At 57.9% G+C, this 20227-nt stretch carries 15 protein-coding genes; 5 read left to right on the top strand and 10 right to left on the bottom strand.

What is annotated here, in order from left to right; genetic code table 11:
- Positions 1-9: 9 nt before the first annotated feature.
- From ACYQ1A_RS10730 to edd, 10 genes are all read right to left on the bottom strand, one after another.
- Complete coding sequence (locus ACYQ1A_RS10730; RefSeq protein WP_499362020.1) at positions 10-171, bottom strand: hypothetical protein; 162 nt, start codon at positions 169-171, stop codon at positions 10-12.
- 192 nt (positions 172-363) lie between these two features.
- Positions 364-1461 (bottom strand): ABC transporter ATP-binding protein, encoded by a 1098-nt coding sequence (locus ACYQ1A_RS10725; protein WP_499362019.1) that lies wholly within the window; start codon positions 1459-1461, stop codon positions 364-366.
- Between the two features lie 110 nt (positions 1462-1571).
- On the bottom strand, positions 1572-2429 hold the full coding sequence (locus ACYQ1A_RS10720; protein WP_499362018.1) for a carbohydrate ABC transporter permease: 858 nt from the start codon (positions 2427-2429) through the stop codon (positions 1572-1574).
- Positions 2429-3325 (bottom strand): carbohydrate ABC transporter permease, encoded by an 897-nt coding sequence (locus tag ACYQ1A_RS10715; RefSeq protein ID WP_499362017.1) that lies wholly within the window; start codon positions 3323-3325, stop codon positions 2429-2431. Before ACYQ1A_RS10715 ends, ACYQ1A_RS10720 begins: the two co-directional genes overlap by 1 nt.
- Before the next feature lie 131 nt (positions 3326-3456).
- Entirely contained in the window at positions 3457-4908 is a 1452-nt protein-coding gene (locus ACYQ1A_RS10710; protein ID WP_499362016.1) for an ABC transporter substrate-binding protein, read from the bottom strand.
- A 144-nt stretch (positions 4909-5052) separates the two neighbouring features.
- Positions 5053-6210, bottom strand: a complete 1158-nt coding sequence (locus tag ACYQ1A_RS10705) for a porin (RefSeq protein ID WP_499362015.1) — start codon at positions 6208-6210, stop codon at positions 5053-5055.
- Between the two features lie 330 nt (positions 6211-6540).
- Complete coding sequence (locus ACYQ1A_RS10700; protein ID WP_499362014.1) at positions 6541-7644, bottom strand: porin; 1104 nt, start codon at positions 7642-7644, stop codon at positions 6541-6543.
- A 361-nt stretch (positions 7645-8005) separates the two neighbouring features.
- Positions 8006-9022 carry a type I glyceraldehyde-3-phosphate dehydrogenase gene (gap, locus tag ACYQ1A_RS10695; protein WP_499362013.1) on the bottom strand — a complete coding sequence of 339 codons (1017 nt, stop codon included), beginning with the start codon at positions 9020-9022 and terminating at the stop codon, positions 8006-8008.
- A gap of 237 nt (positions 9023-9259) precedes the next feature.
- On the bottom strand, positions 9260-9883 hold the full coding sequence (locus tag ACYQ1A_RS10690) for a bifunctional 4-hydroxy-2-oxoglutarate aldolase/2-dehydro-3-deoxy-phosphogluconate aldolase (RefSeq protein ID WP_499362012.1): 624 nt from the start codon (positions 9881-9883) through the stop codon (positions 9260-9262).
- 123 nt (positions 9884-10006) lie between these two features.
- Positions 10007-11842: a phosphogluconate dehydratase gene (gene edd / locus ACYQ1A_RS10685; protein WP_499362011.1), complete on the bottom strand. Its 1836-nt coding sequence runs from the start codon at positions 11840-11842 to the stop codon at positions 10007-10009.
- A 509-nt stretch (positions 11843-12351) separates the two neighbouring features.
- On the opposite strand from edd, the gene zwf reads away from it, so the two are divergent.
- From zwf to aceE, 5 genes are all read left to right on the top strand, one after another.
- On the top strand, positions 12352-13806 hold the full coding sequence (gene zwf / locus ACYQ1A_RS10680; RefSeq protein WP_499362010.1) for a glucose-6-phosphate dehydrogenase: 1455 nt from the start codon (positions 12352-12354) through the stop codon (positions 13804-13806).
- Between the two features lie 119 nt (positions 13807-13925).
- A complete protein-coding gene (pgl, locus tag ACYQ1A_RS10675) occupies positions 13926-14624 on the top strand; it encodes a 6-phosphogluconolactonase (protein ID WP_499362009.1) in 699 nt (232 codons plus the stop codon).
- A gap of 106 nt (positions 14625-14730) precedes the next feature.
- Entirely contained in the window at positions 14731-15576 is an 846-nt protein-coding gene (gene hexR, locus ACYQ1A_RS10670) for a transcriptional regulator HexR (RefSeq protein WP_053937378.1), read from the top strand.
- Between the two features lie 212 nt (positions 15577-15788).
- A complete protein-coding gene (pgi, locus tag ACYQ1A_RS10665) occupies positions 15789-17435 on the top strand; it encodes a glucose-6-phosphate isomerase (protein WP_499362008.1) in 1647 nt (548 codons plus the stop codon).
- A 124-nt stretch (positions 17436-17559) separates the two neighbouring features.
- Positions 17560-20220 carry a pyruvate dehydrogenase (acetyl-transferring), homodimeric type gene (gene aceE / locus ACYQ1A_RS10660; protein ID WP_499362007.1) on the top strand — a complete coding sequence of 887 codons (2661 nt, stop codon included), beginning with the start codon at positions 17560-17562 and terminating at the stop codon, positions 20218-20220.
- Positions 20221-20227: the final 7 nt, after the last annotated feature.

The following is a 20227-nucleotide window of genomic DNA, read 5'->3' as shown; positions in this document are numbered from 1 at the left end:
GTCGCCGGATTACTCCAGACGCAATTCAGTTTTCGGATCGAACAGCACTACCTTGCTCATATCCAGCGCCAGACGCATGGTTTCGCCCGGGCCCTTGGCATCACGCGGGTGCACACGCGCCACCACTTCTTTGCCATGGTGTCCGGGCCGGTCGGCTCGGTCAACACGCATAGGGTGGGTCATGACCCACCCATCAAAGGCAGCGAAAAAAAACGCAAAGATCGCGGGTCTTATCAGTGGCTTTGAAGGGTGGGTCATGCGCACCCTATTTGAAGCGCTGCCCGCGCAAAAAAAAGCCCCACCGGGTAACGATGGGGCAGCTCTACTCTAGGAAGACCTCTTCAGGCACATTCCGTCGCCGGATTACTCCAGACGCAATTCAGTTTTCGGATCGAACAGCACCACCTTGCTCATATCCAGTGCCAGACGCATGGTTTCGCCCGGGCCCTTGGCATCACGCGGGTGCACACGCGCCACCACTTCTTTGCCGTTGATTTTGGTAAAGATCATGGTGTCCGGGCCGGTCGGCTCGGTCAGGTTGACCTTGATGCTGATGGCGGCGCTGTTGTCTTCTGCATGCGCCACGTCCAGTTGTTCCGGACGTACGCCCAGGATCACTTCCTGGCCCACGCGGCCAGCCAGACGCTGACCATTCGGCAACGGCAGGAAACGCGCGTCGCTGTCGGTCTGCAGGCTCACGCCGATCTGGCCGTTTTGCTCAGCCAGGTGGCAATCGATGAAGTTCATCGACGGCGAACCGATAAAGCTGGCCACAAACAGGTTGCTCGGGCGCTCGTAGATTTCTTGCGGGCTGCCAAACTGCTGGATGATGCCGTCTTTCATCACGGCAATACGATCGCCCAGCGTCATGGCTTCGATCTGATCGTGCGTCACGTAGACCATGGTGGTCTTCAGGCGCTGATGCAGTTGCTTGATTTCAGTCCGCATTTCCACGCGCAGCTTGGCGTCCAGGTTGGACAGCGGCTCGTCAAACAAGAACAGGATAGGATCACGCGCCAGTGCACGGCCCATGGCCACACGTTGACGCTGGCCGCCGGACAGCTGGCCCGGCTTGCGATCCAGCAGGTGGTCCATCTGCAGCATCTTGGCCACGCGCTGGATCACTTCGTCTTGCTCTTTCTTCGGTACTTTGCGGGTTTCCAGACCAAACGCGATGTTCTGGCGCACGTTCATGGTCGGGTACAGCGCGTAGCTCTGGAACACCATCGCGATATCGCGATCTTTGGGCGAAATGTTGTTCACCACGCGGCCGCCGATATGCACTTCACCGGTGGTCGGGCCTTCCAGGCCTGCAATGATGTTCATCAGGGTGGACTTACCGCAGCCCGACGGACCAACCAGGATCAGGAACTGACCGTCGTCGATCTCGATATCGATGCCTTTGAGGATATGCGTGTCGCCAAAGCTTTTGGTGACGTTCTTGATGGCAAGTGCGCCCATCTTTTTCTCCAGTTCTGAGTTCGGGTACCGGGCTGCTGGCAAAGCGGGCATCGCCGTGTGGCTTGCTCCTGCGTTTGCCGCAGCGCTCGGGTTTATCTATGAAGGCTGGATCAGCCCTTGACCGCGCCAGCGGCCAGGCCGCGCACGAAATATTTGCCTGCCACCACGTAGACGAAGATCGTCGGCAGCGCCGCGATAATCGCGCCAGCCATGTCTACGTTGTATTCCTTCACCGACGTCGAGGTGTTGGCCATGTTGTTCAGGCCCACGGTAATCGGTTGCGAATCACCGGAGGAGAACACCAGACCGAACAGGAAGTCGTTCCAGATCTGGGTAAATTGCCAGATGAAGGTCACCATCACGATAGGCAGCGACATCGGCAGCACCACGCGGAAGAAGATACGCCAGAAGCCAGCGCCATCGAGGCGTGCGGCGTTGATCAGCTCGTCCGGGATACCGACGTAATAGTTGCGGAAGAACAGCGTGGTCGAGGCGATACCGCAGACAACGTGTACGAAGATCAGGCCCGGTGTGGTACCGGCAATGCCCAGATAACCTTCGGTTTGCGCCATCGGCAGCAGCAGCACCTGGAACGGGATGTACAAGCCATACATCAGCATGGCAAACACGATCTCGGAGCCGTAGAACTTCCACTTCGACAAGATGTAGCCGTTGATGGCGCCCATCGTGGTGGAGATGATCACGGCCGGGAAGACCATGCGCACCGAGTTCCAGAAGTACACCGACAAACCGGTACATTGCACGCCGGTACATGCCGTGCCCCAGGCTTTACGCCATGCGTCCAGCGTAATGTGCATCGGCAGCGACAACAGGTTGCCGGTGCGGATTTCGTCCGTCGTCTTGACCGACGTGGTGATCATGACGTACAGCGGCAGCAAGTAGTAGATAACCGCGTAAATCAGAACCGCATAAACCAGGATGCGGGCCCACTTGTTGTTATTAGCCATTAACGACTACCTCTGCGCAGTTCGGAATACAGGTAAGGCACGATGACGGCCGACACGCTCAGCAGCATCATCATTGCGCTGGCAGAACCCAGGCCCATTTCGCCACGGGTGAACGCCATTGCGTACATATAGGTTGCGGGTACGTCCGACGAGAAGCCCGGGCCACCACCAGTCAGCGCGACCACAAGGTCAAAGCTCTTGATGGCGATGTGAGCCAGAATCATCAGCGTGGAGAAGAACACCGGCCGCATGGCGGGCAGAATGATCTTCCAGTAAATACGCGGCAGGGTTGCGCCATCGATCTGGGCTGCCTTGATGATCGAATCATCAATACCGCGCAGGCCAGCGAGGAACAGTGCCATTACAAAACCGGACGATTGCCAGATGGCGGCGATCACCACGGTGTAGATCGACATGTCGGGATTGACCAGCCAGTCAAACGTGAACGTGGTCCAGCCCCAGTCATGCATCAGCTTTTCCAGGCCCAGACCCGGGTTCAGCATCCATTTCCAGGCGGTACCGGTCACGATGAAGGACAGTGCCATCGGGTACAGGTAAACGGTACGGATGAAGCCTTCAAAGCGGATTTTCTGATCCAGCAAAATGGCCAGGAAAATACCGACCAACATGCTGATACCGATAAACAGCACGCCAAACTTGAACAGGTTGAATACAGCCACCCACCAGCGGTCATTGGCAAACAGACGCGCATATTGGTGGAAACCGACCCATTCATATCTGGGCAACAGGCTCGAGGCAGTAAAAGACAGATACCCGTTCCAGACTACAAAGCCGTAAATGAATACCAGCGAGAGCAAGAACGACGGGGCAAGCACAAGCCGCGGAAGCCAGCGTTCCGCAAAGCCATACTGAGCTGGCCGGGTCGACTGAATCATGACAAATCTCCGATGTACGATGAGGTGGAGCCCCCTCTCCCACCTGGAACGGTGAGAGAGGGTTACTGCGGGTATTACAAGTACGGGTATTTCAGGTCAGTACCAGAGATGGCCTTGCGGCCATCCATGGATTAGTTGACCTTGGCAGCAGCAGCCAGCTTGGCGGCAGCTTGTTGGGCGGTCATGCTGTCGTCGTTCCAGAATTGCGAAACAACGTCGAAGATCGCGCCTTGGGTAGCCGAGTGAGCAGCCATGCCGTGAGCGAAGGACGGAACCAGCGAGCCGGACTTGTTGTCAGCTGCGAAGTCTTTGGCAGACTCTTTGCCGCAGTCATCAAACTTGGCCATGTCGGCGTCCAGACGAACCGGGATGGAACCCTTGTTCAGGTTGAACACTTGCTGGAATTCCGGGCTAACCAGGGTTTCAGCCAGATCGTTCTGACCCTTGGCACCGTCAGCATTCTTCAGCTTGAAGAAAATGAAGCTGTCGATGTTGAAGGTGTAGGACTTGGCAGTGCCAGGTGCCGGCACACACAGGAAGTCTTTGCCCGGTACCTTGCCAGCAGCCAGGAACTCGCCCTTGGCCCAGTCACCCATGAACTGCATACCGGCCTTGCCATTGATAACCATGGCGGTAGCCAGGTTCCAGTCGCGGCCAGCGGCGTTCTTGTCGGTGTACGGCTTGATCTTCTTGTAGGTTTCGAGTGCCTTGACCATGGTGGCGCCCTTCAGGGTTGCCTGGTCCAGTTGTACGAAAGCCTTCTTGAAGAAGTCGGAACCGCCTACGCCCAGAACCACGTCTTCAAAGACGGTGGAGTCTTGCCACGGTTGACCACCGTAAGCCACCGGCTGGATGCCGGCTTTTTGCAGCGCGTCAGCAGTCTTGAAGAATTCGTCCCAGGTGGTCGGAACTTTGGCGTTGGCTTTCTTCAGCAGCTCCGGGTTCACCCACAGCCAGTTAACGCGGTGAACGTTAACCGGTGCAGCCACGTAGTGGCCTTGATACTTCATCACGTTCTGCACAACCGGCGGCAGAACCTTGTTCCAGTTGTTCTTGTTGGCCACTTCGTCGATGTTGGCCAGAACGCCCTGGTCACCCCATTCCTGAATGGCGGGGCCTTTAACTTGAGCGGCGGAAGGCGGGTTGCCAGAAACCACGCGGGTCTTCAGCGCGGTCATGGCGTTATCGCCAGCACCACCAGCAACTGCGAAATCCTTCCACTTGTCGCCCTTGGCTTCGAGCATCTTCTTCAGCTCGCCAGCGGCCTTTGCTTCACCGCCGGATGTCCACCAGTGCAGGACTTCAACTTCTGCCGCATTGGCAGCGCATGCAACGGTCATCAAAGCCGCTGCGCAGAGCGTCATACGCAAAGTTTTCATTTTCTTCGGTCTCCTAGGCTGCGAGCCGCCCCATGGCTTCGCTCGCGCTAGAGACTCTAGTTGCAGGCCAATTCGGCCGAAATCAGGTGAACCCCTGACCAGGGCATATATGTACGGCGTATGCCTTATGAAACGGCGCAAAACCGCATGGATATTTGGTTTGCGCCCTGTTTGCGCGGGTGCAAAAGAGACACGCGCGGGCAAAAAAAGCCCCCGAATGATAAGACCACTTGATGTCGGATGTAGCTACGGCAATCTGATTACATCGGGCGGCACACCCGAGGGCGTCGCCGCATAAAAAAAAGGACGGCCTAAGCCGTCCTCAAACAAGATGTTGAACCGAAACGTTTAGAACGAGGTGTAGGTACCGATCATGACGCGCGAGCCATTGTCGGTGCCGGTCATCGAGACCCCATCCATCTGGCCGGACGTCGACACGGCCGGGCGGCCATCATCGGAACCGAACTTCTGATAGCGCGCTTGCAGATAACCCACGGTCTGCTTCGACAGCGAGTAGGTGTACTGGCCAAAGATCTGGTTGCTGTCAAAGTCGCCCGAATCAACATGCTGGCCGGCGACATTAACGCTCTTGTGGCCGTTGTACTTGTTGTTCAGGATGCCCTGCCAGCCCAGCGCCACCTGGTGCTTCTGCATGAAGTCATACGAAGCGGCGACCAGGAACTGATCGTTCTCTACCTTGAAGTTCTTGATCGCCTGAGCGCGACCGTTATCGTCGGTCCACTTGTTGTGCTTGTAGCCGCCACGCACCTGGAAACCACTGTTGGCAATCTTCCAGTTGCCCTGCACAAAGTAGAACTCTTGCTGCGTGCCGGTATCGCCACCGCTCTCGAACGCGTCGTCGATATTAAAGCCACCGCCGACCACGTTGCTCTGGTTGCCCTTGACGCCTTTCTGCAGCTGGTAGCCGGTCGAGACATTCACGCCATAGCCGTCATTGACGTAGCGTGCCACGGCATCAAATGCATAGGTCTGGCCCTGGGCGGTCTTGGTACCGAAGTCGTACATGGCTTCAGCACTGAAACCATCGAACTTGGGCGTGGCGTAGGTGATGGCTTCTTTAAACCAGACCCCATTGGCACCGTAGTCTTCCCACAGATTGCCGGCGCCCCACTGGAAGGCATCTAGCTCAAGATAGGACGGCGCAAACATGCGGCCCGAGCGGAACGAGCCCCAGTTGCCAGCCACGCCCACATAGGCTTCGCGGCTACCCCAGGCGGCCTGCGACGGCGTGGCAACCTTCTGGCCGATATGCCACAGCAACTTGTTGCCGTTATCGAGCTTGTCGACGCCGTCAAAGTTGATGATCAGATCTGTTTCATTGCCGAAAGCCGAGCCGCCACCATCTTTCAGCCCGTTTTTTGAGCTTTGTTGATGACCACGCACGTACAGATCCATTTCGGCCGAACCACTGATGGACACATCGGCAAATGCGGGCGCGGCAAATGCGGCGCTCATTGCGGAAGCGATAAGTACACGTTTGAACATGACAGGTTCTCCTGATTATTTTTGAATTGCGGTTGCACAACGCAGGCGGACATAAGCCGGATCGGTGTTCAAATCCAAACCGTCGGCTGTTGGGACCGGAGCTTAGGCGGGGCCGCTCTATCAGGACAACGCGTAAAAAAACCACCTTCCGGTGGTTGCAAATTGCGTATCGGCAATTAAATCAAACAAGCTATTAGCTTATGATTCTTAATGAGAATTTGAGAATTGATTGATCATTTGGTTAGCCAACACCAATACAACAGAACCAATTAAAAAAGGGCAGCTTGCGCTGCCCTTTTTATTAGCATTTAACCAGAAACGTATTTCTGATTAGAAGCCGGTCCAGGTACCAACCAGAACGCGAGCGCCGTTGTCGGTGCCGCTGGTAGCGGTGCCATCATATTGCCAGTTAGCGGCAGCAAGCGGACGAGCGGTGTCGCTCTTGAACTTGTGGTAGCGAACTTGCAGGAACGACACGGTGTTCTTGGACAGACCGTAGGTGTACTGACCGAAGTACTGGTTCAGATCATGGCTCTTTTGATCTTGACCGTTGATCTTGCTGTTCACGATATCTTGCCAGCCCAGAGCAACGCTGCTCTTGCCCCAGCTGTACGCACCGGCAACCAGGAACTGGTCGTTTTCTGCCGAGTTGTACACAGTGCCAGTGGCTTCGGACGGGGTGATGTTGGAGGTAGCGAGATCAGATTCCCACTTGTTGTGCTTCCAACCGCCGCGGACGCTGAAACCGTTACCGATGTCCCAGTTACCTTGAGCAAAGTAGAAGGTTTGCTTGTTGCCGGTGTCGCCGCCGGAGGTGTAAGCGTCATCCTGGTTGATACCAACTTGACCCTTCTGTTGTTGGTAGCCGCCAGCCAGGCTCAGACCGTTACCGTTGTAGGTAGCGATTGCGTCGATAGCCCAGGTTTGGCCTTGAGCAGTTTTGGTGCCCAGGTCATAAGCAACTTGTGCGCCGAAGCCGCCGAAGTCAGGCGTGGTGTAAGCCAGAGCTTCTTTGAACCATACAGCGTTCGCGCCGTAATCTTCCCACAGGTTACCGGCGCCCCATTGGAACGCATCCAGAGCCAGGTAGGACGGTGCAAACACGCGACCCGAACGGAAGGTACCCCAGTTGCCGGTCAGGCCGATGTAGGCTTCACGCGAGCCCCATGCAGCGGTAGCAGGCGTAGCTACTTTTTGTGCTACGTGCCAAATCAGCTTGTCGCCGGAATCCAGTTTGTCGGAGCCGTCGAAGTTCAAGGTCAAATCGGTTTCGTTCAGCAGGGCGGTGCTGCCGCCGTCGCCGCTGTTAGCGGACTGCTGGTGAGTACGTACGAAAATATCCATTTCCGCAGCGCCGCTGATGGTCACATCAGCGAATGCCGGAGCGGCGAATGTAGCGGTTACCGCAGCAGCAATCAGAGCACGCTTAAACATTTATAGGTCTCCTAGTTTGATAAGTGGTCGTTCAACCAGCTGTATTTGCAAGAATCGGCGTTACAGATGACGCGAACCTTGCTCTACCGTCAAAGCATACGGTAACGACCTTATGCGTCGCAAACCCGTACCAGGAACAACCTGATTATTGTCGTATGCGTGCAACATTCTTATGGATCAACTTTGTGAGAGCCATTCTCGACTAGTCAACCGTCTAGTTTTTTAACTGGATTTATTGCAATTAATTCAAATGATTAGCAGTAAAACATTAAATACGAATAGAGCATTTATTCAGCCGGATACATCAAAAAACAAAGGCCGCAAACGCGGCCTTTGTTTAAAACAAACAGCTTTAAAACGCTTATTTAGCGTTCCACAAAGCCTTGGTGGTATCGAGCATACGGTTGGAGAAGCCCCATTCGTTGTCGTACCACGACAGGACTTTAACCAGCAGGCCGCCATTGGTGACCTTGGTATAGCCTGCCTCGTAAGTTGACGAAGCCGGATCGTGGTTAAAGTCGTGCGATACCAGCGGCAGATCGTTGTAGTTAAGGATGCCTTTCAGTTCACCTTCAGAAGCTTCCTTGATGATGGAATGGATTTCTTCTTTGGTGGTGGCGCGGGCAGCGGTAAACGACAAATCAACCAGCGACACATTGATGGTCGGAACGCGCACGGCAAAGCCATCGAGCTTGCCATTCAGTTCCGGCAACACCAGACCTACGGCCGAAGCAGCACCGGTCTTGGTCGGGATCATCGATTGGGTGGCCGAACGCGCGCGACGCAGATCGCTGTGATACACGTCGGTCAGCACCTGGTCGTTGGTGTACGAGTGCACGGTGGTCATCAGGCCAGCCACGATACCGATCTTGTCGTGCAGCGGCTTGACCAGCGGCGCCAGGCAGTTGGTGGTGCACGATGCGTTCGAGATGACGGTGTCGCTGGCTTTGAGCACGCCATGGTTTACGCCGTAAACGATGGTGGCATCAACGTCAGCGCCGCCCGGTGCCGAGATGATGACTTTCTTGGCACCCGCAGTGATGTGGGCCGAGGCTTTTTCTTTGGTGGTAAAGAAGCCGGTACATTCCAGCACCACGTCCACGCCCAGGTCTTTCCACGGCAGTTCGGCCGGATTGCGCACGGCGCAAACCTTGATCTTGTCGCCGTTGACCACCATGAATTCGCCTTCCACGGCAACGGTGCCATTGAAGCGGCCGTGCACGGTGTCGTACTTGGTCAGGTGGGCGTTGGTATTGGCGTCGCCCAGGTCATTGATGGCGACGACCTGAAATTCGTTAGTCCGGCCCGATTCATACAGTGCGCGCAGCACGTTGCGGCCGATGCGGCCGTAGCCGTTGATGGCGATGCGGATTGCCATGACGATTTCTCCTGGTTGGTTTAACGATTGAGCCGCTGGGGCTGTCCCACCCTCAGCGGCTTGTGTACATATATATAGATAGTGCGACTGACCGGTCGGGCAGTATGCCAGCAACCGGTTCTGGCGTTCGGTGCGGTCGAATCAGGCGACAGTGTAATCCTGAGCAGATGGCGCTTCCATCCGGACATTCAACACGCGTCTTGTTTCAAACCTGCTGCCACCGCCTTCGCCGGCGCTTTAGCCGCGCAGTGCAGATGCGGCCTTGGCCAGTTCCGTGATCGCCGCCCAGTCGCCCGCCGCCAGTTTATCCTTGGGCGCCAGCCACGAGCCACCTACACATCCCACATTCGGCAGTGCTAACAGTTTGGGTGCCGACTCAGGCGTGACGCCCCCAGTCGGACAGAACAGCACTTCAGCCAGCGGGCCACCGAGCGCCTTGAGCATGCCGTACGAACCGGCTTGTTCTGCCGGGAACAGCTTGAGCGCATCAAAGCCTTCTTCCAGCGCGTAGATCACTTCAGACGGGGTCATCACGCCCGGCAACAGCGGAATGCCCGCTTCGCGCGCACCGGCCACCAGCTTGGGGGTCAGGCCGGGGGTGACGGCGAAACGTGCGCCAGCCTCGACGGACTGCTTGAATTGCTCGGGACGAATAACCGTGCCGACGCCGACGATGGCCTCGGGCACTTGTTCAGCGATCAAACGGACCGCTTCGAGCGCTGCTTCAGTCCGCAGCGTGACTTCCAGTACACGGATACCACCTGCAACCAAGGCTTTGGCCAAAGGCACGGCGTGTTCGGTCTTTTCGATCACCAGCACCGGCATCACCGGGCAGGAGCGCATGATTTCACGAATTTGCATGATCCTGACTTTCTAATAATTGCTCGTTAGTACCTACGGTCGCCCCGCGCATTCCGCTAGTTGGCACGTACGGAATAATGCGCCGGCAGGGTAACCCCCGATGCCTTGCGTTGACCGCTGCGCTCAGTGAGCCAGCCCCAACGACAAGGCGCCCTCTTCCGCGCCCGTGGCAGCGTGCCGGAAAGAAGCAAACAGTTCGCGCCCCATGCCATGCTGGTTTGCGTCCAGATCGGCCTCTGCCCGCTCGCGCGAGGCCCAGACCTGAGAATCGACTTTTGCCTGCAAAACGCCAGTGACTGCATCCAGCCGCACGATGTCGCCATCACGCAGCTTGGCCAACGGGCCACCAGCCAGCGCTTCTGGCGTGATATGGATCGCTGACGGCACTTTGCCGGAGGCGCCGGACATGCGGCCATCGGTGATCAAAGCCACCTTGAAGCCGCGGTCCTGCAGCACCCCCATCACCGGCGTCAACTTGTGCAGTTCCGGCATGCCCATGGCGCGCGGCCCCTGGAAGCGCAGCACCACAATCAAGTCTTTTTCCATCTCGCCGCGTTTGAAGGCTTCGAGTACATCGTGTTGATCGTGAAAAACCATGACCGGCGCTTCGACGATGCGATGCTCAGGTTGCACGGCCGAGACCTTCATCACCGCACGGCCCAGGTTGCCATCGAGCAAACGCAGGCCGCCGTCGGCGCTGAAAGGTTTGGTGATCGGCCGCAGCACGGATTCGTCGGCCGAATGTTCCGGCGCTTCGCGCCATTCGACTTTGCCATCGATCAAGAAAGGTTCACGCGTGTAGTGGTGCAGACCCTCGCCCATCACCGTGGTGACGTCGGCATGCAGGTAGCCGCCTTTGAGCAATTCGCGCGTCAGATAGCCCATGCCACCGGCGGCGTGGAACTGGTTTACGTCGGACGCGCCGTTGGGGTAGATCTTGGCCAGCAGCGGTACCACCGCCGACAAGTCATCGAAATCGCTCCAGTCGATGATGATGCCAGCAGCACGGGCGGCAGCGGTCAAATGCATGGTGTGATTGGTGGAGCCGCCAGTGGCCAGCAAGCCGACGATGCCGTTGACGATCGCTTTCTCATCGATCATGCGACCGACCGGAATAAAGTTGTTGCCCAGCGCGGTATTGCGCGAAGCCACCCGGCCCGCCTCGGCGGTCAGCGCGTCGCGCAATGGCGTGTTGGGGTGGACGAAAGCCGAGCCCGGCAGGTGCAGGCCCATGATTTCCATAAGCATCTGGTTGCTGTTGGCGGTGCCATAAAACGTACAGGTACCGGCGCCGTGATACGACGCTTCCTCGGAGCGCAGCAGCTCCAGCCGATCACACTTGCCTTCGGCAAACAGCTGGCGGATTTTCGATTTTTCGCCGTTGGAAATGCCTGAAGTCATCGGCCCCGCCGGAACGAAAACAGCCGGCAAATGCCCGAACTGCAAAACGCCTATAAGCAGGCCTGGCACAATCTTGTCACATACACCCAGCAAAGTGACGGCATCGAACATATTGTGCGACAGCGCAATGGCGGTCGACATGGCGATGACGTCGCGGCTGAACAGCGACAACTCCATACCCGGTTCGCCCTGGGTGACGCCATCACACATGGCCGGCGTGCCACCCGCAAATTGCGCGGTGGCGCCGACTTCATGGACGGCGTTCTTGATGATGGCGGGATAGGTTTCAAACGGTTGGTGTGCCGACAACATATCGTTATAAGACGACACGATGGCGACGTTGGGATGCCGCATTTCGCGCAGCATGATTTTGTCTTTTTCTGGCGCGGCAGCCCAGCCATGCGCCTGATTGGTGCATGCGAGCCCTTTACGCACCGGCTCTTTACTGGCTGCCTGATCCAGCCGCGCCAGATAGCGCTGACGGGATTCGCGACTACGTTCGACGATACGCCGGGTTACCTCGGTAAGCCGGGGGTGAACGGGGCTGACAGCAGGCATTGCAAGACTCCGGTAGAGATTTCGCGACAGGTTGGAAGGTGCTTTCTAACGGTGATGCTGAGGGCCCGTAAGGGGCTCGAAATTAGTTGCCGAGGCGTAGTTTTACTACAACCCCGATGGCTACTCAACTTTTAATATGACACAAAAGGGTGCTGCTGCGGTGCAACATAACCAAGTGTTCAGGGGTGATTTGATCCAGGACAAACTCTGCGTTCTTGCCCAGGAACCAACGCTGGCGATACCGTTTGCGCCGCGCTTTGTCGATGTAGTAAGATTACAAAGTCTTACTACGTCCAGCAGCGTTACAAGCCGAGCATAGTTGATATTGCGCTTTAAAACCGTGCATTTTCAATGTCGGCAAGAGGTACGGCGGGGTGCCATCCCCCGCCACGTCGCGCAGGCTGTAACGCATGCCGTAGCCTTGGCGCAGAGCCCGGAACAGTCCCACTGGCTGTTACAGAAACGGAGGCCGCCTGGCCTCCCGCATAAAAGGAAAAGGAACGTCCCTTATGACCCCCATCGACGCTTTCGACATGGTGCTGTTTGGCGGCACCGGCGATCTGGTAATGCGCAAGCTGTTGCCCGCGCTGTATCACCAGCACCGTGACGGCAATCTCCCCAAGTCTGGCCGCATTATCTGTCTGGGCCGCAGCGTGCCCGACAACGCCGCCTATCTCGACAAGGCGCACGGACTGGCCAAGGGTTATCTGGGCAAGGATTATGAAGAAGACGTGTGGGCCGCTTTTGCCGCGCGCGTCGAATACCTGAAGCTGGATGCCAACGATCCGGCCGAATACAGCAAACTGGCCGACAAGCTCAATGAGCAACAAGGCCGTTCACGCGTGTTCTATCTGTCCACCGCGCCCGATCTGTTTGCCCGTATCTGCAAAGCCTTGTCCGATGTGGGCCTGGCCCGCGTACCTAATACCCGTGTTGTGCTCGAAAAACCGTTGGGCCACGATCTTGAGTCGTCCAACGAAATCAACGACGCCGTCGCTGAATATTTTGACGAACAACAGATCTACCGGATTGACCATTACCTGGGCAAAGAGCCGGTACTGAACCTGATCGCCTTGCGCTTTGCCAACACGCTGCTTGAACCGTTGTGGCGGCGTGAGTGGATTCGCGATGTGCAGATCACCGTCACCGAACAGGTTGGCGTAGAAACGCGTGCTGATTTCTACGACAAGACCGGCGCGCTGCGCGACATGATCCAGAACCACTTGCTGCAATTGCTGACTATCGTCGCCATGGAACCGCCGGCCTCGATCGACGCCGATGCCGTGCGTGACGAAAAGCTCAAGGTATTGCGCGCACTCAAGCCGCTGACGCAAGAAGACGTACACACCAAGGTGGTTCGTGGCCAATACCGTGCCGGTGCCATCAATGGCAAGCCGGTGCCGGGCTATCAAGAAGAACCGGGCGTGCCGGCTGGCTCCAAGGCCGAAACCTTTGTCGCGCTCAAGGCTGAAATCCAGACCTGGCGTTGGGCAGGCGTGCCGTTCTTCCTGCGCACCGGCAAGCGTTTGCAAGAACGTATGGCCGAGATTGTCATCAACTTCCGCGAAGCACCGCACTCGATCTACGGCCGTGGCACCTCGCCCAACCGCCTGGTGATCCAGCTGCAACCGGATGAATCGGTGCGTCTGTATCTGATGGCCAAAGAGCCGGGCAACCAGGTGCGTCTGCGCCCGGTGCATCTGGACATGGACTTCAAGGAAACCTTCAAGACCCGTTCGCCCGAAGCCTACGAGCGTCTGCTGATGGACGTGATCCGTGGCGATATCTCGCTGTTTGTGCGGCGTGACGAACAACGCGCCGCATGGCGTTGGGTCGAGCCGATTCTGGATTCGTGGGAAAACAGTGCCGAAGGTCCCAAGCCCTATACGGCCGGTACCTGGGGCCCTGCGGCTTCTTCGGCGCTGCTGTCGCGTGATGGCCTGTCGTGGCACGAAGAGTCCTGATCCGGGCTTGTCCCTGAGTGATGTACAGAAAGCGCGCTCCAACCGGGGCGCGCTTTTGCCGATTTGTTGCGGGGTTTTTGATGCACTGCAACAAATGCAACAATTTCAAGAGGTAGTGAATGTCCGTTCAATGGCATGAATTTGCATCCAAAGAGCAACTGGACCAGCAACTGGCGCAAACCATAGCCCAGCAACTCAACCAGGCCATCGCTGCACGCGGCCAGGCGTCGCTGGCCGTTTCGGGCGGACGCACCCCGGCGGGCATGTTCAAGGCACTGAGCGAACTCGATATCGATTTCGACAAGGTGTACGCCACGCTGGTGGATGAACGCTGGGTGCCGGTCGACCATGCCGACAGCAATGAGCGCACCGTGCGCCAGAACCTGCTGGTGGGCAAAGCGGCCGCCATCCATTTTGTTTCGCCGGTTTCCAGTGCGGCTACCCCGCACGAAGGCCAGGCCGAAATCGAACAACGCTTCGCCACCCTGCCCGCGCCGTTTGACGTGTTGATTCTGGGCATGGGCGACGACGGCCACACCGCATCGCTGTTCCCGAATGCGCCTGAGCTGGAAGCCGCTTGCAGCTCGACCGATCTGGTGGCTGCCGTTACGCCGCCGGTGGCGCCGCACCAGCGCATTACGCTGACGCTGCCCACCATCGCCAAAGCGCATAACGTGATCGTGCACATTACGGGCGTAGGCAAAAAAGAATTGCTGCAAACCGCACTGACCGAAGACAAGCCGCTGACGGCGCAATACCCGATCCGTCGCGTGCTCGATGCCGTCAAGGGCAACAAGTCCGTGTTCTGGACGGCGTAATCCGTACTGCTTAATGGGGCCGTACTACAAGGCCCGAAACCCCCAACCGCGCCTCCGCCAAAAGCCAGGGCGCGGACACATAACAAAGTGATGGAGTGAGACGCTAATGCTCGAACGCATCAAAACGATGATCGATAGCCTGTCCAGATCGGAACGCAAGGTTGCCGAGCTCGTACTGGCCCAACCCAACCTGGTGGCCAACGCCCCGATCGCACAAATTGCCGATCTGGCGGACGTGTCACAACCCACGGTCATCCGTTTCTGCCGCTCACTCAATTGCTCGGGCTTGCAAGACTTCAAGCTGCGCCTCACGCGTAGCCTGGTGTCGGGCGTGCCGTATGTGCATTCGATGGTATCGGCCGACGATTCGGCGCACGACCTCGCCAAAAAACTGTTCGACAACAATATTTCGCATCTGCTGCGTTGCCGGAACGAACTCGACACCGATGCACTCGAAAAGTCGATCAAGATCCTGGCCAACACGCACAAGATTGAAGTGTGGGGTCAGGGGCAGTCCGGCGCGGTGGCCATCGATGCGCAAAACAAGTTCTTCCGTCTTGGCGTGCCCACCGTGGCCTACACCGATCCGCACATGCACGGCATGAGCGCATCGATGCTCAAACCCGGTGACGCGGTGGTCGCCGTATCCAATTCGGGCCGTACGCTCGATTTGATGCGCTCGGTCGAAATTGCCCGTGATGCCGGTGCCGACGTGATCGGCATTACCCACAGCAAATCGCCGCTGGCCAAGCGCTGCTCGATTTGTCTGTACGCCGACACCATGGAAGATCCGGATCTGTACACGCCGATGATTACCCGTATCGTTCACCTGGTGATCATCGATGTGCTGGCGGTCGGTGTGGCGCTCAAGCGCGGCCCGGAATTGATCGACCAGCTGGAAAAGATGAAGCGCAACCTCAAGGAAAAACGCGTGCGCGGCCACGAAAGCTGAGCACGCCCGGCATCACGCAACACGCACTACCCGGCGCGCAGCGGCCATCTTGCTGCGGGCGCGCCACGGCCCCCTGCCACCGTATCTGCTGACCCGGGCCCCAAGACCCGGGCACTGATGACGAGGGCCATCCACAAAGATTTACCGTGAGTTTCAGACATCAGGCCCGCCGCGGCGGGTATCAGTGCCACTGAGAAAAAAGGAACCCAGACATGTCCAACCTGACTCAATCCCCCGCATGGCTCGCGCTGGCGGAACACTACAAAGAAGTTGCCCCGCTGCACATGCGCGATCTGTTCAATGACGATCCGCAGCGCTTTGAAAAGTTTTCGCTGGAATCGGGCGGCCTGTTCTTTGATTACTCCAAGAACCGCATCACGCCCAAAACGCTGGAACTGCTGTTCGATCTGGCCCGTCAGGCTGGCGTGCCCGAAAAAATCAAAAGCATGTTTGCCGGCGACAAGATCAACATCACCGAAAACCGCGCCGTGCTGCACGTGGCATTGCGCAACCTGGACAGCAACCCGATCCTGGTCGATGGCGAAGACGTCATGCCCAAGGTCAATGCGGTCAAGGAAAAGATGTTCAAGTTCTCCGACGAAATCCGCTCGGGCGAACGCGTCGGCTACACCGGCAAGGCCTTCACCGACATCGTCAACATCGGTATCGGTGGCTCTGACCTCGGCCCGCTGATGGTGTGTAACGCGCTCAAGGCATATGGCCACGAACGCCTGACCATGCACTTTGTGTCCACGGTCGACGGCGAACAGATCAGCTCCATCCTCAAGCGCCTGAATCCGGAAACCACGCTGTTTATCGTGGCGTCCAAAACCTTTACCACGCAAGAAACCATCACCAACGCGCACACCGCGCGCAAGTGGTTCCTTGAGCGCGTGGGCAACGAAGCACATATCGCTCGCCATTTTGTCGCGCTGTCCACCAACGCCAAGGCGGTGGCCGAGTTCGGTATCGACGTCGACAACATGTTCGAATTCTGGGATTGGGTCGGCGGTCGTTATTCGCTGTGGTCGGCCATCGGTTTGCCGATCGCCATCTACCTCGGCAAGCACGATTATCAAGACTTGCTGCATGGTGCTTACACCATGGACGAGCATTTCAAGAACAAGCCGTTCGAACAGAACCTGCCGGTCATCATGGGCATGCTGGGCGTGTGGTACATCAATTTCTTTGGCACCAAAACCCATCTGATTTCGCCGTACAACCAGTCGCTGGCGCGCTTCCCCGCGTACCTGCAACAGCTGGATATGGAATCCAACGGCAAGTCGGTGACGCTCGATGGCAGCCGTGTGGATTATCAAACCGGCCCGGTGGTATGGGGCGATGCCGGCATCAACGGCCAGCACGCTTACTACCAGATGCTGCATCAGGGCAGTCAGATTGTGCCGATCGACTTCATCAGCTCGATCGAACATCCTGACGCGCCGGAACCGCACCCGGCCATCCTGATGGCCAACGTGTTTGCGCAAACCGAAGCGTTTATGCGCGGCAAGAACGAAGCCGAAGTGCGCGCCGAGCTCAACAAGGCCGGCATTACCGGTGAAGCGCAAGACAAGCTCACCCCGCACAAGATCTTTGAAGGCAACCGCCCGACCAACACCATCCTGATGCAGCGCCTGACGCCGCGTCGCCTGGGTGCGTTGATCGCGCTGTACGAACACAAGATCCTGGTGCAAGGCACCGTGTGGAATATCAACTCCTATGATCAATGGGGCGTCGAGTTGGGCAAGCAGCTCGCCAAAGCCATTGAAGCGGATCTGACCACACCGGGGCTGACCACCAGCCATGACTCGTCCACCAACGGGCTGGTCAACTACTACAAGCGCAATGCATCGCGCTAAGTCACACGCACTCACGTCCCCACTATAAATACCGCACTGCGGACTGATCGCCCGGCCAAAAGCCGGGCGATGCACCGGATGGATACGACAGACCGGGCATTAACCACATCAAAAAGGTATGGCAATGGCAGAGCAGATTCACGACCAGGACCCTCAGGAAACCCGTGAGTGGCTGGAAGCGCTGGATGGCGTACTCGAAAACGAAGGTGCTGAGCGCGCGCACTATCTCGTTGAAAAACTGATCGATCACGCACGTGCTGACGGCGTCAATATCCCGTACACGGCCACCACCGCTTACATCAACACCATCCCCGCCCACCTCGAGGCCAAGAGCCCGGGCAACCATACGTTTGAAGAGCGCATCCGCTCTTACACGCGCTGGAACGCAGCGGCGATGGTTGTGCGTGCGGGCAAGATCAACCCGGACCTGGGCGGCCACATCACGTCGTTTGCCTCGGCCGCCACGTTGTATGACGTGGGCTGGAACCACTTCTGGCACGCCCCCAGCGAAAATCACGGTGGCGATCTGATTTACTTCCAGGGCCATAGCGCCCCGGGCATGTATTCGCGCGCCTTCCTCGAAGGCCGTATCTCGGAAGAACAACTGGTCAAGTTCCGCCAGGAAGTCGATGGCGCGGGTCTGTCCAGCTATCCGCACCCGTGGCTGATGCCGGACTTCTGGCAGTTCCCCACCGTTTCGATGGGCCTTGGCCCCTTGATGGCCATCTACCAGGCCCGCTTTATGAAGTACCTGGACGACCGTGGCTTCAAGCAACAAGGCGATCGCAAGGTCTGGTGTTTCTGCGGCGATGGTGAAATGGACGAGCCGGAATCGCTGGGCGCGATCTCGCTGGCAGGCCGTGAAAAGCTCGACAACCTGATCTTTGTGATCAACTGCAACCTGCAGCGTCTGGATGGCCCGGTGCGCGGCAACGGCAAGATCATTCAGGAACTGGAAGGCGACTTCCGCGGTTCGGGCTGGAACGTGGTCAAGGTGGTATGGGGTTCCGGTTGGGACGCCCTGCTGGCCAAAGACAAAAACGGCCTGCTGCAAAAACGTATGATGGAAGTGGTCGACGGCGAATACCAGACCTACAAATCCAAAGATGGCGCGTATGTGCGCAAGCATTTCTTTGGCGCCTACCCGGAACTGCTGGACATGGTTTCCAACATGTCCGACGACGACATCTGGCGTCTGACCCGCGGTGGTAACGATCCGCACAAAGTGTTTGCCGGCTACAAAGCCGCGTCTGAACACAAAGGCCAACCGACGCTGCTGCTGGTTAAAACCGTCAAGGGTTACGGCATGGGCGCGGCCGGTGAATCGCAGAACGTGGCGCATCAGACCAAAAAACTGTCTGGCGACGACCTGCTGCATTTGCGCGACCGTTTCCGCATTCCGCTTACCGATGACGAAGCCCGTGCCGCCACGTTCTATCGCCCGGCCGCCGATGCGCCTGAGCTGAAGTACATGCACGAACGCCGGCAATCGCTGGGCGGCTATCTGCCGTCGCGCAAGCCGGTGAACGAGCCGCTGGAAACCCCGGCGCTGGACGCCTTCAAAACCCTGCTGGAAAGCAGCGGCGAACGCGAAATGTCCACCACCATGGCCTTCGTGCGCATACTGTCCACGCTGGTCAAAGACAAAACGTTGGGCAAGCGCATCGTGCCGATCGTGCCGGATGAATCGCGCACGTTTGGTATGGAAGGCATGTTCCGCCAACTGGGTATCTGGAGCCACGTCGGCCAGCTGTACGAGCCGCAAGATGCAGACCAGCTGATGTTCTACAAAGAGTCGACCACGGGTCAGATTCTGCAAGAGGGCATCAACGAAGCGGGCGCGATGGCCGACTGGATTGCCGCCGCCACCGCCTACGCCAACCATGGCGTGACGATGATTCCGTTCTACATCTATTACTCGATGTTCGGCTTCCAGCGCATTGGCGATCTGGCCTGGGCTGCGGGTGACCTGCGCGCACGTGGCTTCCTGGTTGGCGGTACCGCGGGCCGCACCACGCTGAACGGCGAAGGTCTGCAGCATCAGGATGGCCACGGTCACCTGTTTGCCGAGTTTGTGCCTAACTGCGTGTCGTATGACCCGACCTTTGCCTATGAACTGGCAGTGATCGTGCAGCACGGCATGAAGCGCATGTATCAGGATCAGGAAAACATCTATTACTACCTGTCCGTGATGAACGAAAACTACGCGCACCCGGCCATGCCGGAAGGCGCGGAAGCCGGCATCATCAAGGGTCTGTACAAGTTCCGTCCTGCCGCCAGCACCGGCGAGCTGCATGTGCAGCTGATGGGTTCGGGCACCATCTTCCGCGAAGTGATTGCCGCGGCTGATCTGCTCAAGAACGATTTCGGCGTCGAAGCCGATATCTGGTCCGCCCCGAGCTTTAATGAACTGAAGCGCGACGGCATGGCCGCCACCCGCCACAACATGCTTCACCCGCTGGCCGAGCCGCAAGTGCCGTTTGTAACGCAATGCCTGAAAGACGCGGTGGGCCCCACCATTGTGGCCACCGACTACAAGCGCACCTATGCCGACCAGATTCGTGAATACGTGCCGGGTCGTTATGTGGTGCTGGGCACCGACGGCTTTGGCCGTTCGGATGGCCGTAGCCAGCTGCGCAGCTTCTTTGAGGTTGATCGTTACCACGTGGTCGTCGCCGCGCTCAAGGCGCTGGCCGACGAAGGCAAGCTGCCGGCCGCCAAGGTGGCGGAGGCGATTGCCAAATACGGCGTCAATGCGGATCGTCCAGCCCCCTGGACGGTTTGAACGCGTG

This window comes from Silvimonas sp. JCM 19000, assembly GCF_054652575.1.
Note: the sequence above shows the minus strand (reverse complement) of the source record. Positions and strands in the feature narration are given on the sequence as shown.

What these genes read in the sequence shown, in the direction of transcription:
- gap (WP_499362013.1), bottom strand. Translation starts at nt 9,022, where the DNA reads ATGGCAATCCGCATCGCCATCAACGGCTACGGCCGCATCGGCCGCAAC.
- ACYQ1A_RS10690 (WP_499362012.1), bottom strand. Translation starts at nt 9,883, where the DNA reads ATGCAAATTCGTGAAATCATGCGCTCCTGCCCGGTGATGCCGGTGCTG.
- pgi (WP_499362008.1), top strand. Translation starts at nt 15,789, where the DNA reads ATGTCCAACCTGACTCAATCCCCCGCATGGCTCGCGCTGGCGGAACAC.
- edd (WP_499362011.1), bottom strand. Translation starts at nt 11,842, where the DNA reads ATGCCTGCTGTCAGCCCCGTTCACCCCCGGCTTACCGAGGTAACCCGG.
- pgl (WP_499362009.1), top strand. Translation starts at nt 13,926, where the DNA reads ATGTCCGTTCAATGGCATGAATTTGCATCCAAAGAGCAACTGGACCAG.
- zwf (WP_499362010.1), top strand. Translation starts at nt 12,352, where the DNA reads ATGACCCCCATCGACGCTTTCGACATGGTGCTGTTTGGCGGCACCGGC.
- hexR (WP_053937378.1), top strand. Translation starts at nt 14,731, where the DNA reads ATGCTCGAACGCATCAAAACGATGATCGATAGCCTGTCCAGATCGGAA.
- ACYQ1A_RS10720 (WP_499362018.1), bottom strand. Translation starts at nt 2,429, where the DNA reads ATGGCTAATAACAACAAGTGGGCCCGCATCCTGGTTTATGCGGTTCTG.
- ACYQ1A_RS10715 (WP_499362017.1), bottom strand. Translation starts at nt 3,325, where the DNA reads ATGATTCAGTCGACCCGGCCAGCTCAGTATGGCTTTGCGGAACGCTGG.
- ACYQ1A_RS10730 (WP_499362020.1), bottom strand. Translation starts at nt 171, where the DNA reads ATGCGTGTTGACCGAGCCGACCGGCCCGGACACCATGGCAAAGAAGTG.
- ACYQ1A_RS10700 (WP_499362014.1), bottom strand. Translation starts at nt 7,644, where the DNA reads ATGTTTAAGCGTGCTCTGATTGCTGCTGCGGTAACCGCTACATTCGCC.
- ACYQ1A_RS10705 (WP_499362015.1), bottom strand. Translation starts at nt 6,210, where the DNA reads ATGTTCAAACGTGTACTTATCGCTTCCGCAATGAGCGCCGCATTTGCC.
- aceE (WP_499362007.1), top strand. Translation starts at nt 17,560, where the DNA reads ATGGCAGAGCAGATTCACGACCAGGACCCTCAGGAAACCCGTGAGTGG.
- ACYQ1A_RS10725 (WP_499362019.1), bottom strand. Translation starts at nt 1,461, where the DNA reads ATGGGCGCACTTGCCATCAAGAACGTCACCAAAAGCTTTGGCGACACG.